Below are 15,532 nucleotides of genomic sequence, written 5' to 3' on the forward strand. Positions count from 1 at the left end.
CATGGTTATTTTTGTTTTGTAAGAGATTCAATTTTAACATGAAATTAGGGGGTCGTTGTTTTTTTATACAAAAAAACTTGCGAAACCTTGATATATAAAGATTTAAAAAGAGAAGTAGTGTAGAAAAATTTACACTAACCTAAAAAAAAAGGAGAAAAAATTATGAAAAAATTTTTAATGATAATATCATTTATGTTGTTAATGATTTTTGGAATTGTTTCTTGTGGAAAAAATCAAGAAAATAATAAGCAATTAGATACAACTAAAAATCAAGAACAACAAACTGATAATAATAATGAAAATGTGGAACAAGATACTCAAGAAGAAAATAAGGAAGAAGAAAGTAAAGTAGAAGAAAAAGAAGTTGAGTACATAAATATTGCACCAGAAGAAGTTAGAATCCCTATCCTTATGTATCATTCTATAAGTGATGCTGATCCTAGTAATAATTTATTAGTACCACCAAGTATGTTTGAAGAGCAAATGGCGTGGTTAGAAGCAAATGAATTTACTGCAATGGACTTAGATGAGGCCTTAGAGGCTATGGAAACAGGAAAAGTGCCTAAAAGACCTGTAGTAATAACTTTTGACGATGGTTATTCTGATAACTATACTAGTGCTTTTCCAACATTAAAAAATCATGGGTTAAAGGCCACGTTTTTTGTTATAACTGATGGAGTGGATGATGGATATTATATGTCCTCAGACATGTTAAAGGAAATGCAGACAGCTGGAATGTCAATACAAAATCATACAGCTAATCATTTAGAATTAGATAAGTTATCTAGAGAAGATGCTTACGATGCCATTAAAAGAGGTCAGGATTTCTTAAGAAATAATATAGGATCTGATGCTAATTATTTATGTTATCCTGTTGGAAAATATAATGATGAAACTATTGAGATTGAAAAGGAATTAGGTATTAAGGCTGCAACTACTACTCAAGGAGGAATAAGCTCTGTAGGTGATGGTTTATACCAATTAAAAAGGGTTAGAATATCTCCAATGGGCATAGAAAGTTTTGCCTCAATATTTTCTGAGTATATTTATTAGGCATAAGTTATAATATAATAAGATGAACTAATAAATATGATACTTTCGGAGGTAAATTAATGGCTAAAATAACTAGTAGAAATAATAATTTATTAAGGGATTCTAGAAATAAGGTATCACCAAAAGTCTATGATCTTTTAATTGAATTAGTAAATGAAGATAGAGAAGATTTAGCAGAAATGGCATTAAAGGTAGATTATCTAATAGAATATGCAAATAGTGCTATCAAAGGAAAAGATTTTTCAGAAGCTTTAGAAACTATACAAAGAGCAGAAGAACGATTAAAAATGATAAAGAGAGCAAACTTTGATGTAAGTCATTTAGAATATTTAATTGAAGGTGTCAAAAAAAAGATAAGGAAGTAACTACTTCCTTATCTTTTTTATTAAGCTTTTTTTCTGTTATTACTTCTTTTTTTCTTGTTATTAGTTGAAACTTCAACGTTAACTCTTCTCTTGTTAATCTTTCCACCAGTACATTTTTCAAGAACTTGTTTGTGAATTGTATTGTCTACATTAACAAATGCGAAGTTTTCCATTATATCAATATCTCTTATTTGAGATGCTCCAACCTTAGCATTATTCTTTATATAGTTTATTAATGTCTTAATAGTTAAGCCATCTCTTCTACCAGCAGAGAAGAATAGTCTAACATAATTTTCCTTGCTTGATTTAGGAGCTTCAAGTTTATCACTTGAATAATCAAAAGATAATTGATTTTTAAATTGGCTTTGAAGTAATGAAGCAATTACTTTAACAGAATCATGATTTTCAGTTAATTCAGTAGCAACATCTACAAATTTTGAATAATCTTCAGCTTCTATTATTGATGCAACTTCATTAGCCATTAATTTAAATTTAGCGTTATATATTTCTTGAACTGTAGGTACATTTCCTTTTTCGATATTACCTTTAGTTACATTTTTTATTTGTCTAAGGAATCCAAATTCTTTTGGAGTAATTATACTGTAAGCAGTACCCTCTCTACCTGCTCTACCAGTTCTACCGATTCTGTGAACATAAGATTCAATATCTTGAGGTAACTCATAGTTAAATACGTGAGTTACACCATCAACGTCAATTCCTCTAGCAGCAACATCTGTAGCAACTAAGAATTTTAATGAACCGTTTTTGAATTTAGCAAGAGTTTTCATTCTTTGAATTTGAGACATATCTCCATGCATACCTTCAACCATGTATCCTCTAGCTTGCATTGTAGCAACTAAATCATCAACACCTTTTTTAGTTCTGCAGAAGATGATACCTGCTGATGGATTATCAAAATCTATTAATCTACAAAGAGCTTCTAATCTTTGAGTACCATTAACTTCAAAGAAGTTTTGTTTTATTGTAGAACCAGTCATTTCTTTTTTAGCAATAACTATGTGTTGTGCATCTTCTTTTAAATATTTTTTTGATAATTTCTTGATTTGAGGTGGCATTGTTGCAGAGAATAATAAAGTCTGTCTTTCTTCAGGAATACTCTTCATTATTTCTTCCATATCATCAATGAATCCCATGTTTAGCATTTCATCAGCCTCGTCTAACACTAAGAATTCTACTGATGATAAAGGTAAATTTCCTCTTCTTATGTGGTCTAAAACTCTACCTGGAGTACCAACTACTATGTTAGCTCTTTTTAAATCTCTAGCTTGAAGATGAATAGGTGCTCCACCATATACAGCAACGATGTTTAATTTTTCGTACTTAGTTAATTTTACTAATTCATCGTGTACTTGTATTGCTAATTCTCTTGTTGGGGCTAAGATTATTGAACCAATAGCATTTTTTATTTTTAAATTGTTTATCATAGGTAGACCAAATGCAGCTGTTTTTCCTGTACCAGTTTGAGCTTGACCTATAATATCTTTACCCGAAAGGGCAACTGGAATTGCTTCGGCTTGAATTGGAGATGGAGTAGTAAAGCCTAAATCATCTATAGCTTTCACTAAACTCTCCTTTAAGCCTAAATCATTAAATGTTAATTTCGTCATATAGTATCCTCTTTTTTTCATATATTTTTTTATTTATTTCAAATTATTTAAATAATTATTCTAATTAATCGACTTTATTAAGTATATAGCAAAAACATAATTAATGCACTAAGTATTTATTGTAAAATATGAAATACTTGTTTATTTTTGAAATAAGACGAAATGTAAATGTTTTTATGAGGTAAATTTTAAAAAAAATAAAAATACCTCAAAAATATAATTGACAATTAGCGAAAAATAGTTCAAAATATGCAATGGAAATAGTCATTACTTAAATTTTAAATATTGTGTTATTGTGTCATGGAGTATGTGGGAAGTTATGTCTACCTATGTACTCTATTTTTTTGCAATAGAATAACTCCTTCAGAGGAATATATATCTATATGGTTATAATATAAAAAGGTGAGTTAGTTTTTAACTCACCTTTTAAAATTTATTAAGAAATTTTTGAAGCAATTATACTTTGAACAGTTTTAGGTAAAATATCTTGTTCTTCTTTAGTCAAATTTGAAGTTTCAATTGCTGGATGGAAATAAAGGTTAACAGTAGCTGGCTTAATCCAAGGTCCATTACCATGTTCCATTATTTTAAAAGAGCCGTCCATAGTTACTGGTACTATAGGAGATTTTGACTTAGTAGCTAGCTTAAAACTACCAGCTTTAAATTCTTTTATTGGCCCACCCTTACTTCTAGTTCCTTCAGGGAATATTACAATTGAATGACCATTTTTTAGATTTTTAACGCCCTTGATTATTGCTTCACCTGATTTTCTAAGATTACTTCTGTCCATAAAAACACAGTGTAGAAGGCTCATCCAAGTTCTTACTAGTGGTATTTTTTCAACTTCTATTTTTGAAATAAATCCTATTACTTTTGGAATTTGAGTAATATATATTGGAATATCAAAGTTACCTTGGTGATTACCTACAAATAATACTGTTTTATCTTTAGGAATGTTTTCTATTCCATGAACATTAACTTTAACTCCAGCTAATTTTAGTAGTGAATTTGCCCATATGTTAGTGCACTTATATATTAAAGCTTCACTTTCCTCAATTCTATTTTTCTTAATTAAATATTTAGCCCTAAACATGAATGGTATGCTAATTATCAAGCTTAATACAAACCATATAAACCAAATTATAGTTCTTATCATTGTTTTGTCACTCCTCAAAATTTTAAATATAAATAAAGTATACTATAAATATAAGTTGAGAGTAATATATTTTGAAGTAGAAAATATTAATAAACTAAATAGGAACAAAGTCATATATTAATTAAAGATGAGAGAATTTTTTTAGAGGTATATTATAGTGACTAAATTTCAACCAAATAAATTAAATGTAAGTTATAAAGATGAAATAGGAGCAAATAATTTATTATTTCCGAGAAAATATACATTGACACATTCTGATGAAAGTGGTGACTTGTTTTTAGCAATAGGAAAGAATTATGATTTAGATCAGATTAATTATAATGTTAGAGATGAAGTTTTAGGAAGTTGGGAAAAGGATGATAAAGAATATTTGCTTATTACATTAGAGATTGATAATGGTGAAGAGATTGGGAATACAGTTAATAGAGATAAAATATTTAGGCGAGAGCTTACTTTAGCATTAATGGCGATAATATATGGAGATAATTTATTCTTTGAAAATAATAAAGAGTTATATGAAGCACCTATTAGAGTGAAATTTAATTCAAAATTTAGTGAGTATGACACATTAGAAGAATGGGGACAGGTACAAGATTATAAATATAAATCTGAAAGATACAGAAATGAATCGATAAATTATAAGTTTAATCCATTTCCAATATTGCCACCAGTACAGAATCCAGGATATATGAAGGCTGTGAATGAGAAAAAAAAGAAAAGAGATAGTGCTATAGAAATGGCATTAATAACTATTTTAGATAAATATATAAGTAGTGAAGTATATACTTTGTTTGGAAAGAATACACCTTATTGCATAAGGAGATCAGAAATAATTGATGCAAAAGCTGTAAATACTTATGGGCCTTGTAGTGAGGAATATGAAATAGTAATTGGACTTAAAGTCGGTAAGAGACCTCCTTTTTATAATAATATGATAATAACATTTTTAATTAATGAAAATGGAGTAAAAATAAAAAATGTTAAAAACCCTAGGTATAAGTAGAAAAAATTGACATACACTAAATGTTGTAATAAAATATATATAAAATAACTTATTTTTATGAAGATAAGTTATTTTATAATATAATTTAAGATGCGTGCTCTCATAGTTTAATGGATAGAATAGTCCCCTCCTAAGGGATAGATACAGGTTCGATGCCTGTTGGGAGTACCATATATAACAAAGAAACGGCTTAATCGCAGTGATTAAGCCGTTTCTTCTATTTTATAGGGGACTGAAAAGGGACTAAAAAATTATTTGAATTTTTTTACTCGATATATACAGGATTAAGTATCAAATTTTAATAGAGAGCATAGTATATATTAAAAATAATTTTTTGTGTAAAAAAGTTGCATAAAAAATATAAAAGTGTGTATAATTAATTTGAGAGGACTAGGAGGATTAAATATGATTATTGAAATAAGAGCTAAAAATTGTTTTGCATTTGAGGATCAAATCAGTATTTCTATGAAAGCAGATATGAGAAATAAAAAGTTTTCTTCAAATGTATATACTGAAAAAAATTTTAATGTATTGAAAACAATTGGAATATATGGAGCTAATAATTCAGGAAAAACATGTATTATTAAATGTATTAGGAGTATTAAAAATGTATTATTGCAGGAAAGAAGTGTGATACGAGATAATATTTTCACTGATAGTAGTATATCAGAGCTTGGAATTACGTTTTTATTAAATGGTAATAAGTATTCTTATGATTTTAAATATGATACAAGAGAAGAAGAATTTATTTATGAAAAATTTATTGAAATAACAAAAGATACATATGGAAATGAAAAAGATAATATTGTATTTCTAAAAGATTGCGTTAATGAAAAATATGAATATGAAGATGAAGACTTAAAGAAGATGATTCCTTTAATATCTAAAAGCGATTTATTATTCTATCAAATGGATGTAAGTAAGTTTAAAGATTTACAAAAAATTAAAACTATATTAAGAGAGATTGCAAACAAAATTGAAATAATTGATATGAATAATATACCAATGAAAAAAACTATAGAAATGATGAAAAATAAAAATAAATTACAAGATAAAGTTGTAGGTTTAATAAAAAATGCGGATTTATATTTAGAAGATTTTAAGTTCCTTGATTGGGATGAAATAGAAATAGATGATGTTGATGAGGAAAATAATATACAGGAAAAAGTTTTAAATCTTCCTGATAGTGTTAAAGATTATATAAGACTGGCATCTGTGTATAAAGGGGTTACTGTTCCTAGCATGGGATTTGATTCTACAGGAACAAAGAAGATAACAGCTTTAGCAAGTTATATAATAGAGAGTCTGGAAGAAGGAAAAGTTTTGGTTGTAGATGAGCTTGATAGTAGTATACATTTTAAACTAACAAGAGCTATAGTTGCTATGTTTAATAATGAACTGAATAAAAAATCACAATTAATTTTTACTGTACATGATATAAATTTAATGGATTGTAAGAGGTTGCTTAGAAAGGAACAAATTTGGTTTGTTCATAAGGATACTGATGGATTTTACTTGTATTCATTAGCAGAGTTTACAGCAGAGAAGGGAGTAAGAGATACTAGTGATATTATAGAAAAATATAAGAAAGGATTGCTTGCAGCAATACCTGAGCCAGAATTTATAAACACATTGATTGATATAAGTGAAGACAATAAAAATGAGAGGTAAAGATGAACAAGATAAGGTTACCGAGAATTGACGAGCGAAAAAAAGTATGCGTAATATGTGAGGGATATGAAGAATATGAATATCTTGAAAAAATAAAAGAGCTAAATGTATGGGATAGTAAGTACGATATTTATTTAGAAAATGCGACCGGAAATGGAAATGTTTTTGCTAGATATCAAGATAAATACCAAAATGGTTCTTTTGATATTATTTTAATATTTTGTGATACAGAGAAGAAACCATATGAACAATATATTGATATAAAGAGAAAAGTATGTGAGTTTCATGGACTTGAGTTAGGGAATAAAGTTATAAATGAGATTATATATTTTGCTAATCCGTGTACAATGCAGATAATAATTATGCATTGGAAGGAAGTTATGTTGACTTCTAATAGTAAAAAGGTAAATGCCCCAATAATAGAAGAATCAATAGGAGTAAGTTGCTATAAAGGAAAGGCAGAACATAGAAAAGCACTTTTTGAAGGAATTACTGTTGAAAATTATTATTCAATGAAAACGAGAATAGAGAATTTAGGGCAGGATGATACACAAAAGGGGAGTAGTAATTTTATTAAGTTTATTAAATACCTATCAAGTGATGATGTTTCATGGATAACAGATATAAATAAAATAATAGAGGAATAAGAGGTAAAGGAACTAACTTTAGTATAAGAAAAATTAGTTCCTTTTAAACAAATATTTTATCTAATAGAGTTGCAGTATCCTTTTTCATATCATCAATAATATGAGTATAAGTATTTAAAGTTATAGAAATATCTTTATGTCCTAATCTATCAGATATTACTTTGATATTTTCACCATTAAAAATTAGTAGAGTAGCATGGGTATGCCTTAATGAATGAATTGAAATTTGTTTCATATTTGGGTACTTAGCTACTTTTTTTGTAAACTCCATTGAAATATTTCTAGGATTACACATAGTATTTTGTCGATTAAGTATAACAAAATCATACTCGTTAGGTGTAGTTTGACTCTTAATAAGCTCTAGATTGTTTATTAGTATTTTAGGTATACTAATACTTCTTTTACTTGTAGAAGTCTTTAAAATGGATGATAGGGTTAATTCCTTGGAGATTTTATCTTGTATAACTTGGTTATTAATATTTATATAGCCATTTTCTAAGTCAATATCACACCATCTAATACCACATAATTCACCAACTCTAACTCCTGTCATGGCAGCAATCAATATTGGAGTATATAAATAAGTATCTTTTATTTCTTTTAAGAAAAATTTCAATTCTTCTTCAGTCCAAAATTCAATTTCTTTTTTTTGTGATTTTATTGTTTCTATTTCTGTAGGAACTGTATATATCAATTTATTTTTTTGTGCATATTTGAAACAATTATTAAGCGTTTCAAGTATTTTTTTTGCACTTGATGGATTTAGATTTTCTCTATTAATTAAATCATTATAAAAATTTTGAATTATATTATTAGTAATATCAACTAGCTTATAATGACCTAATTTAGGAATTATATGAGTATTTATTCTACTTAAATAATTGCTTCTAGTGTTTATTCCTATACTTAATGATTTATAATCATTAAACCATTGAGTAATAAAATCTTTAAACAGTATATTAGTATTTGTTGGAGCAATGTAACCATGGTTTTTCTTAGTCAATGTTTCTGTTACAAATACTTCTGCTTCTTTCTTAGTTCTGAATCCTTGCTTTTTAACTCTTCTTTTTTTACCAGCTTCATCATACCCAAGGGAAATTACAACCTGCCAATTGTATTTGTTTAATTGTTTATAACTTGCCATACGATTTCACCCTTATTTTTTGTTATTAAGTATTTCGGTATATAAAAATTTAGCATATCTTAATAAAGAAGTTTCGAAGAATTCATAATCTAATTTATCCATCAAAGAAAAATCACAATTTAATTCTTTTAATATTAAATGAAAAGCTGATTCTAGATTTAAGTTTTCAGTAATTATATCTAGATGTTCTCTATGAGTTATTTCAGAATAATTATGAGGTCGTTCTTCGTATGAATTTATATCATAAGTAAGTCCTGTTAGTTCATCTACACTCACATTGAATACTTTAGCTATAGAAAAAATTACGTCTAAGCTAGGACTTGCAGTAGGGGTTGATTCTAAATGTGAAATATATTGACCGCTTTTACCTATTCTTCTTCCTAATTCTCGTTGACTTATATTATTTATTTTTCTTAATAATTTTATATTTGTACTTAAATTATGCATTTTAAATTCACTGACTCCTTTTTACATCATATTTATATTATGCAATGACAAGTATCATTTGTCAAAAATTAATAAAGTATATATTGACAAGTGTTGTTTGTCAATATATACTAAAAATAACAAATGTCATTTGTCAAACAGGAGGGAAAATATGAGGGTAAAGGAGAAAAGATTAAAAAGAAAGATTAAACAAAATGAGTTAGCTAGAAGAGTAGGAGTTTCTCGTGAGTATATAAGACTTATCGAAAAAGGTATAGCTAGGAACCCTAATAATGAATTGATGAAAAAAATTTCAGATATTTTAGAGTGTAGTATTGAAGAGCTATTTTTTTCGCAAAAGGAGGAAAGAAACAATGATGAATAGTGAAAAAGAAATGTTAACAGTACAAGAATTTAGTGAAAAAGCAAATATAACTGTTACTTATGCAAGACAATTATTAAGGGAAAGAAAAATAAATGGAGTAAAAATAGGAAAGTCATGGAGGATATATACGGAGGAAGTAAATAAGTATTTAGGGATAGTTGGAGATTCAAAAAGTATGGAAATGCAATTATATATAAAAGAGTTAGAAGCAAAAGTGAAAAACTGTGAAATGCAAATTGCAACATTTAGAAACATAGTAGGAACATTAGAAAATATAGTTGGGATGTAGATTTATGAGTGAAGTAGTTAGTGAAAAATCAAAGCATGAGGGGAAATATATATTTTTTGGAGCCATAGATAAAACCATAAGAGATATGTTCTTCGAGGATAGGGATAAAGCTGATACATTAATACTAATTATTTTAAATACTAATTTTCAAGAACAATATAAAGGGTTGGATAACTTACAAAGTTATTTTAGTTACTCTGTATTTGAAAAAGTATTGAATATTAAGAGAACAAAACTTCAGCGTATCATTAGAGAACTTGAAGATGAAGAATTTATTGATTGGGTAAATAAGTCTAAAAGTAGGCATGAAGCAAGTATTATAGCATTAAATTATCAATATGGTAAAGGATATGGTAGAAATTACAGTAAAGAATATGGTAAAAATACTGAAAACACTGGCGTTACAGTAGGAGATAATATTATAAAAAATACATTAAAAGATACACTAGACAATACATTATCTAAAAATATATCTAAAAATATATCTATATTAAATAATAAAGAAACGGTTAAAGTAATTAATCTAAATAATGAGATATTAAATTGCTATAAATACTATATAAATGCAAATATTACTCAGTTTGAATTGGATGAACTAATAAGATTAGGTAGAGAATATGGAGATGATTTTTTAGAAAGGGCAATAATAGAATTATCAAAAAGACGCATTAAAAGTTTTAAGTATATTATTTCATTATTAGAAGATTGGAGAAGTAAAGGATTTAAAACAATAGAGGAAGTTGAGATAGCTTTAATTAAGAGGGGAGAAGAAAATAAAAAAAGGAATAAAACCTTAATTAAATCTATTCCAATGAAGAGTAGTAATAGTGATATAAATCCTATGTCTTTTAATAATTTTGAAGCACGAGAGTATGATTATGACAAGCTAGAAAAAAGGTTATTAGGATGGGATAAGGAAGTTCCAGAGAATAACTATACAAGTAATAATAGCAAAAGGATTAGCAAAGCAAAGTTAAGTTTGAAAAGAATAAAGCAGATAGAAGAGCATGAGAGATTGTTATTAGAAAGTAGTATGAATATTGCAAGCAAGAGTTAATAAAAAATTAGAATGTATATCCCACTTTGAATAAAAATATAACATATATTATTTTTCTAAATTTATAGGGGAATTTTGCTAGGTGAGTAGGAGGAATAATGTCAAAAGGGAGTTTAGAGAAGATAGAGCAAATAGAAAGTGAAATTATAGAGTATAGAATTATAGAGCCAATTGAAGAAAGTAAAATAGAAAAGTATATAGAGGTTGAGTTTGATGATTTTTTTGTTGAGGTAGGTTGGTCAGAAATAGAGCCATATTTACCAATTAATAAGTATAAGTTAGCAACAATAATTTACTTATATCATACGGATGATACTAGTCTATAGGTGAGGAGGACTGACTATGAAGAAAGCTTTAGTGAAATTAATAATAGTTTGTATAGGTGGAATGTATATGGTACAGCCAGGAACAGTTAGTAATTTAAAAGATAAGCTTGGAAAATTCATTGAAAAACCTATTATTCAAATTGAACAAGAGCTATATAGGTTAATAAATTTTTAAGTTATGGTAGGAGATATAGAAAGATGAGTTTGGAAAAGCAAATAGAAGAATTAGAAAAAAAGTCTGATTTAATACTTGAAAAGTTTGGATATATAATTCAAAGACAAGATGAACTTGAGAAGATTAATAAAGATATATTAGAGAAGATTAATGAGAAAACGACAAGTTTCTGTGCTGATTTAACACAAACATTGATATCAGTTATGGATAAGAATATAAAAGATGACATAATAGCTACAATAATAGAAGCAGAATTACGTCTTGAGAGAATGGTTTTAGATAGAACTAGAAGTGATGAAGTAAGAGATTTTTACAAAGGTGTTTTAATGGCTATAGATAATAAGGAATTACCATCTGTTATAGGTAGAATGGTTGAAAGTGCATATATAGATAAGGGCATTATAAAAGTTCATTGTTATGATAAAAAGCTATATAAAACACTAAATTATAAATATCTTAAAAAGATAAATGAGTATAGTGATTATCAAGTTAGATTTGAAATTTAAACTTAAGGTATATAGAAGTTATTTGCTTTATAATAACAGAAATATGAAATTCTGATTAAGTCAGCAGTTCCACATATAGTGTTACATCAAAACTATGCTAGTTATTGAAATAACGATTTTCACACAAAATTGTGTTTCACCGTTGTGTAGGCTTCCGCCCCCACTTATATCCATAAGAGGTTCTAGGAACGACCCCAAAAAATTATAAATAATCTCGTTATACTTCGATTACTTATAATTCTTTGGGACCCCTTAGTCGTTCAAGAACACTCTAATGGAACGGTGCTAAAACCCTACGGGCTACTTCGTAGATCAGCAAGCTGACTTTTAGACCTTATAAGTGGGGGCGGCAGCCAACTGCATTTTAAAAAATGCTAACGCATTTTTTGTAATTATGCCTTTGGCATAAGCTAGTATTTTTGAAAAATACTTTTCAAAAATATTTTGTAAGCATATGCCCTTAATGTTCTAAAGAACATAATTGTAGGACAAGGGTTCATTAATGAAAAAATTAATATTCTTCAAATTGTATTTATTTCATAGAAACTATTTAGTAGCTATTAATTTTTCAATGACTAAACTTTTGAGAGGAGATAAGTAATGGCAAGGGGGAGAAAGTCAACCAAAGTTAAAGTAATGACTAATAGGGATATGAGACTATTAAAGCAAATATCTAATACTGGATTATCAACTATAGAACAAGCTAAATCGCATTGTGATTTAAATAGGGATAGACTTGTTAAGCTTGAAAAGTCTGGTTATATAAAAATTGAAAAAGCTAATCCTGTTGGGGGGCAAATGATAGAGGTTGTAAGAATTGATACTAAAGGGAAATCCTATTGTCAAAACAATTTAGGCATACAGTATTTCTACAAGTCAAATTTAAATCAAGTAACTCACGATTTGAAGCTCACAGAAGCTTATTATCAAGTTATGAAACAATATCCTAATGCTATATGGAAAAATGAAACGCAAGTATATATTGAAAATAAAGAAATATTGCCTAATGGAGATTGTGTTGATGCAGTAGTTGAGTTAAATGGAGAAAGCTTTGCTATTGAAGTTATAGGACATAAGTACACACAAGAAACTATTAACAATAAGGTTTCGAATGGAAATATGATTGCAGGAAACACAATTTTGGTATAGTTTTTGGGGCATATGCCCTTATTAAAAAGGAGGAATGAATTAATGTGGGGTACAAAATAGAGGTTAGAACAGATATTATTGATCCTCATACATATCTAGAGATTGAATTGAAATATGAAGAATTGTTAAAAAAGATTAATGAATGCGGGGGCTATGCATTATTTCAGCAAATTTATAAATGGTTTGGAAATAAATCAAAGGGTTTTAGAGAAATAAAAAAGCTTGAGGAGTTACTTTTGGTAGGAACAGAACAGCTAAATAATAATAAATATGTTTATTTAAAAAGTACAGCTCTAAAGTATTTGAAATATAAATCTTATGAATTGGAGCTGAACGAACTTAAAATAAATAGATTATTAAATAAGCCAGGATTTAGACCAATAATGAATAGTGTGTATTCTTTTGAATATCTAATTAGGGAAAGCCATTATATTAATAGCATATCTTCACTTGAAGCATTTGACTTATTCATATCTATAGCTAGGGAAGTATTTCAAAAAGATAGGTTTTCCAATATTCACTTAGGAAAAATTATAAAAGATGAATATGTAGAAAGATTAAAAACTAAGCTTAAAATTTTAGGGGATAGAAATGCTATATTTATTAAAAATTATGAGCCATCAAATGAATTTAAAAATTCTAATCTTGAATTTGTATGGTTTGACTTTAATCAAGAAACAGATGAAAACCCAATTTTAAGAGTTTTGAGGTTAATATCTAAATTTTTAAATAATGTAGGTACTACTGGAAAAAATAATTTGTTGAATTGTTGTAATTTTTCTCTTGAAATAGTTACTTTAAGTGAGGATAGGAAAGTTATTTTAAGGGGAATAAGTGATAGAGCTATGGGGGTTATTGATAAAAAGAACTCTCAATATTTAAATAGCAATATTAAAACTAAGGAAAATTTAGTTATTAGTAATGTTAAGAAAATTGAATATAAGGTATTTAGTGATATTGAGGGATATATCAAAGTTTCCACCAAGGGAGATAGTGAGTTTAATTTTGTTGATGAAACTGTTGTTAATAGGCTACAAGCTTTAAATGAACACTTAAAAGGAGGGAATTAATTGAGTGGATTATTAGAAATAATCATAGTTTTAATTATTGGAGGGGTTATTTATCAAATGTTCTTTACTACAAAGGATTTAAAAAAATACAATCCTAATGAAAATGTAGCTCCAGAATATGATAAGGATAATTATATAACTCCACCAAAGGAAAAGGATAGTTATACACCAGAAGCACCACAAGGGAATAAAACACCTTTTGGGGAAACTCTAGTAACTATTGATGAAGAAAAAGAATTATTGAAAAAGACCAGTATTTTATTAGGTCAAGATATTAAAGGTTTTGATGATTTTTTTGTTTCACCTAAAGAGTTAAATGCTATGTGTTTAATTGTTGGAGCAACTGGAGCGGGTAAAACAGAGTGTATAAAAACATTATTAGAATATGCCTTAACAAATAATCACCCTATTATTATTGTTGATGGTAAGGGCGACCCTAAGTTTCCCAATGAATATAAAGAGATGTGTGATAGGTATAATAGAAACTTTAAATTGTTCTGTTGTGAAGCTGATAAATCATTACATTACAACCCTTTAAGGCATGGTCAATATACTGAATTAAAAGATAAGTTAATTGATATTTTTGAATGGTCAGAAGAGTATTACAAAAACCAAGCCGAAAGATTTTTACAAGGTGTATTTAGAGTTTTATTACTTCCAGAAGCTAAGGAGCTATTGGGGTATGAGGTTATTGATTTACAGATTTTAATTAAGGCTTTCAGTATTGAAGTAATGGAAAATTTAGTACCACAACTAGATGGTAAAGCTAATTTTATGTTGCCTATTTTGGCAGAAGCTGATGTAAAAGCAGTTAATGGGTATGCAGGTAGATTAAAGACTGTAGCCGAAAGTGAATTAGGAGAGTTATTTGTTGATACTCAAGACCCTAATGTAATTGACTTGATGGAAAGCATTGAGAATAATGATATAGTTTTCTTCTCATTAGATAGTTTGAAGTATTCTGTTTATGCTCAAATGTTGGGTAGATTGATTATAGCAGATTTAAAAACTGTTGCTCCAAGGTTCTCTGGCAAAGATAAGCAAATATATACTGTTTTTGATGAATTTAATGTATTTGCAAGTGAGATAATTGTTAATTTAATTAATAAAACTAGGTCATATGGATTTAGAAATATTATGGGAACTCAAGAATTAGCAGATATGATTATAAATGGTGATGAAAAGTTATTACGTCAAATATGGGGTAATACAAATGTTAAGATTGCTTTAAGGCAAGATGTATCGGCATCACAAGAGGAATTATCAAAAGGTGTAGGTACTCAAGATTTATATAAAACAACAATTACTAAAGGTAAGTCTGGAGAAAACCAACAAATGAGTGATAGTTTAAGTGCTACTCTTGAAGAAGAACTTTATTACAAGGCTAGGGATTTTGGAGAGCTTACGATTGGGGAAGCTATAGTATTTATAAAAGTACCTAAGTTTAGACACGCAAGGATAAAAATTAGGATGGTGAGTTAA

18 protein-coding genes and 1 tRNA gene are annotated in these 15,532 nt (G+C 27.9%); 15 read left to right on the forward strand and 4 right to left on the reverse strand.

Annotated elements, in window-relative coordinates; translation table 11 throughout:
• Window positions 1-162 precede the first annotated feature (162 nt).
• Together Q0Y03_RS07215 and Q0Y03_RS07220 are read left to right on the forward strand one after the other, a co-directional pair.
• The gene (locus tag Q0Y03_RS07215; RefSeq protein WP_297713166.1) at window positions 163-1,053 is read left to right on the forward strand and encodes a polysaccharide deacetylase family protein; all 891 of its coding nucleotides are present in this window, start codon (window positions 163-165) and stop codon (window positions 1,051-1,053) included.
• A 59-nt stretch (window positions 1,054-1,112) separates the two neighbouring features.
• Entirely contained in the window at window positions 1,113-1,418 is a 306-nt protein-coding gene (locus Q0Y03_RS07220) for a hypothetical protein (RefSeq protein WP_297713167.1), read from the forward strand.
• 20 nt (window positions 1,419-1,438) lie between these two features.
• Here Q0Y03_RS07220 and Q0Y03_RS07225 read toward each other — a convergent pair whose 3' ends face one another.
• A complete protein-coding gene (locus tag Q0Y03_RS07225) occupies window positions 1,439-3,046 on the reverse strand; it encodes a DEAD/DEAH box helicase (RefSeq protein ID WP_297713168.1) in 1,608 nt (535 codons plus the stop codon).
• Window positions 3,047-3,482: 436 nt separating this feature from the next.
• Window positions 3,483-4,202, reverse strand: coding sequence for a lysophospholipid acyltransferase family protein (locus Q0Y03_RS07230; RefSeq protein WP_297713169.1), 720 nt, complete (start codon window positions 4,200-4,202; stop codon window positions 3,483-3,485).
• A 157-nt stretch (window positions 4,203-4,359) separates the two neighbouring features.
• Here Q0Y03_RS07230 and Q0Y03_RS07235 point away from each other — a divergent pair, with 157 nt between their 5' ends.
• From Q0Y03_RS07235 to Q0Y03_RS07250, 4 genes are all read left to right on the forward strand, one after another.
• Window positions 4,360-5,205: a staygreen family protein gene (locus tag Q0Y03_RS07235; RefSeq protein WP_297713170.1), complete on the forward strand. Its 846-nt coding sequence runs from the start codon at window positions 4,360-4,362 to the stop codon at window positions 5,203-5,205.
• A gap of 96 nt (window positions 5,206-5,301) precedes the next feature.
• Window positions 5,302-5,376: transfer RNA gene (locus Q0Y03_RS07240), tRNA-Arg, on the forward strand.
• A gap of 234 nt (window positions 5,377-5,610) precedes the next feature.
• Window positions 5,611-6,876 (forward strand): ATP-binding protein, encoded by a 1,266-nt coding sequence (locus tag Q0Y03_RS07245; RefSeq protein WP_297713171.1) that lies wholly within the window; start codon window positions 5,611-5,613, stop codon window positions 6,874-6,876.
• Window positions 6,877-6,878: 2 nt separating this feature from the next.
• Window positions 6,879-7,523: a hypothetical protein gene (locus tag Q0Y03_RS07250; protein WP_297713172.1), complete on the forward strand. Its 645-nt coding sequence runs from the start codon at window positions 6,879-6,881 to the stop codon at window positions 7,521-7,523.
• 43 nt (window positions 7,524-7,566) lie between these two features.
• Here the strand turns inward: Q0Y03_RS07250 and Q0Y03_RS07255 are convergent, their stop codons facing one another.
• The gene (locus Q0Y03_RS07255; protein WP_297713173.1) at window positions 7,567-8,667 is read right to left on the reverse strand and encodes a site-specific integrase; all 1,101 of its coding nucleotides are present in this window, start codon (window positions 8,665-8,667) and stop codon (window positions 7,567-7,569) included.
• Between the two features lie 12 nt (window positions 8,668-8,679).
• Complete coding sequence (locus Q0Y03_RS07260; RefSeq protein WP_297713174.1) at window positions 8,680-9,114, reverse strand: helix-turn-helix domain-containing protein; 435 nt, start codon at window positions 9,112-9,114, stop codon at window positions 8,680-8,682.
• Window positions 9,115-9,265: 151 nt separating this feature from the next.
• Between Q0Y03_RS07260 and Q0Y03_RS07265 the strand changes: the two genes are divergently transcribed.
• From Q0Y03_RS07265 to Q0Y03_RS07305, 9 genes are all read left to right on the forward strand, one after another.
• On the forward strand, window positions 9,266-9,478 hold the full coding sequence (locus tag Q0Y03_RS07265; RefSeq protein ID WP_297713175.1) for a helix-turn-helix transcriptional regulator: 213 nt from the start codon (window positions 9,266-9,268) through the stop codon (window positions 9,476-9,478).
• The gene (locus Q0Y03_RS07270; RefSeq protein WP_297713176.1) at window positions 9,468-9,767 is read left to right on the forward strand and encodes a helix-turn-helix domain-containing protein; all 300 of its coding nucleotides are present in this window, start codon (window positions 9,468-9,470) and stop codon (window positions 9,765-9,767) included. Before Q0Y03_RS07265 ends, Q0Y03_RS07270 begins: the two co-directional genes overlap by 11 nt.
• A gap of 4 nt (window positions 9,768-9,771) precedes the next feature.
• Window positions 9,772-10,824, forward strand: coding sequence for a DnaD domain protein (locus Q0Y03_RS07275; RefSeq protein ID WP_297713177.1), 1,053 nt, complete (start codon window positions 9,772-9,774; stop codon window positions 10,822-10,824).
• Window positions 10,825-10,922: 98 nt separating this feature from the next.
• Complete coding sequence (locus tag Q0Y03_RS07280; protein WP_297713178.1) at window positions 10,923-11,150, forward strand: hypothetical protein; 228 nt, start codon at window positions 10,923-10,925, stop codon at window positions 11,148-11,150.
• A gap of 16 nt (window positions 11,151-11,166) precedes the next feature.
• Complete coding sequence (locus tag Q0Y03_RS07285; protein ID WP_297713179.1) at window positions 11,167-11,325, forward strand: hypothetical protein; 159 nt, start codon at window positions 11,167-11,169, stop codon at window positions 11,323-11,325.
• A gap of 23 nt (window positions 11,326-11,348) precedes the next feature.
• Entirely contained in the window at window positions 11,349-11,831 is a 483-nt protein-coding gene (locus Q0Y03_RS07290; protein WP_297713180.1) for a hypothetical protein, read from the forward strand.
• Window positions 11,832-12,431: 600 nt separating this feature from the next.
• Window positions 12,432-12,980: a hypothetical protein gene (locus Q0Y03_RS07295; protein WP_297713181.1), complete on the forward strand. Its 549-nt coding sequence runs from the start codon at window positions 12,432-12,434 to the stop codon at window positions 12,978-12,980.
• A gap of 44 nt (window positions 12,981-13,024) precedes the next feature.
• Window positions 13,025-14,050 (forward strand): hypothetical protein, encoded by a 1,026-nt coding sequence (locus Q0Y03_RS07300; RefSeq protein WP_297713182.1) that lies wholly within the window; start codon window positions 13,025-13,027, stop codon window positions 14,048-14,050.
• The gene (locus tag Q0Y03_RS07305) at window positions 14,051-15,532 is read left to right on the forward strand and encodes a type IV secretion system DNA-binding domain-containing protein (RefSeq protein ID WP_297713183.1); all 1,482 of its coding nucleotides are present in this window, start codon (window positions 14,051-14,053) and stop codon (window positions 15,530-15,532) included.

It is taken from the genome of Clostridium sp. (genome assembly GCF_026168755.1).
In the GTDB taxonomy this organism is placed as follows: domain Bacteria; phylum Bacillota; class Clostridia; order Clostridiales; family Clostridiaceae; genus Clostridium.

Bases quoted from the DNA above. Each gene is read 5' to 3' on its own strand.
- Q0Y03_RS07295 (WP_297713181.1), top strand. From the start codon at position 12,432: ATGGCAAGGGGGAGAAAGTCAACCAAAGTTAAAGTAATGACTAATAGG.
- Q0Y03_RS07220 (WP_297713167.1), top strand. From the start codon at position 1,113: ATGGCTAAAATAACTAGTAGAAATAATAATTTATTAAGGGATTCTAGA.
- Q0Y03_RS07275 (WP_297713177.1), top strand. From the start codon at position 9,772: ATGAGTGAAGTAGTTAGTGAAAAATCAAAGCATGAGGGGAAATATATA.
- Q0Y03_RS07215 (WP_297713166.1), top strand. From the start codon at position 163: ATGAAAAAATTTTTAATGATAATATCATTTATGTTGTTAATGATTTTT.
- Q0Y03_RS07265 (WP_297713175.1), top strand. From the start codon at position 9,266: ATGAGGGTAAAGGAGAAAAGATTAAAAAGAAAGATTAAACAAAATGAG.
- Q0Y03_RS07255 (WP_297713173.1), bottom strand. From the start codon at position 8,667: ATGGCAAGTTATAAACAATTAAACAAATACAATTGGCAGGTTGTAATT.
- Q0Y03_RS07280 (WP_297713178.1), top strand. From the start codon at position 10,923: ATGTCAAAAGGGAGTTTAGAGAAGATAGAGCAAATAGAAAGTGAAATT.
- Q0Y03_RS07285 (WP_297713179.1), top strand. From the start codon at position 11,167: ATGAAGAAAGCTTTAGTGAAATTAATAATAGTTTGTATAGGTGGAATG.
- Q0Y03_RS07230 (WP_297713169.1), bottom strand. From the start codon at position 4,202: ATGATAAGAACTATAATTTGGTTTATATGGTTTGTATTAAGCTTGATA.
- Q0Y03_RS07250 (WP_297713172.1), top strand. From the start codon at position 6,879: ATGAACAAGATAAGGTTACCGAGAATTGACGAGCGAAAAAAAGTATGC.
- Q0Y03_RS07290 (WP_297713180.1), top strand. From the start codon at position 11,349: ATGAGTTTGGAAAAGCAAATAGAAGAATTAGAAAAAAAGTCTGATTTA.
- Q0Y03_RS07260 (WP_297713174.1), bottom strand. From the start codon at position 9,114: ATGCATAATTTAAGTACAAATATAAAATTATTAAGAAAAATAAATAAT.
- Q0Y03_RS07270 (WP_297713176.1), top strand. From the start codon at position 9,468: ATGATGAATAGTGAAAAAGAAATGTTAACAGTACAAGAATTTAGTGAA.
- Q0Y03_RS07245 (WP_297713171.1), top strand. From the start codon at position 5,611: ATGATTATTGAAATAAGAGCTAAAAATTGTTTTGCATTTGAGGATCAA.
- Q0Y03_RS07225 (WP_297713168.1), bottom strand. From the start codon at position 3,046: ATGACGAAATTAACATTTAATGATTTAGGCTTAAAGGAGAGTTTAGTG.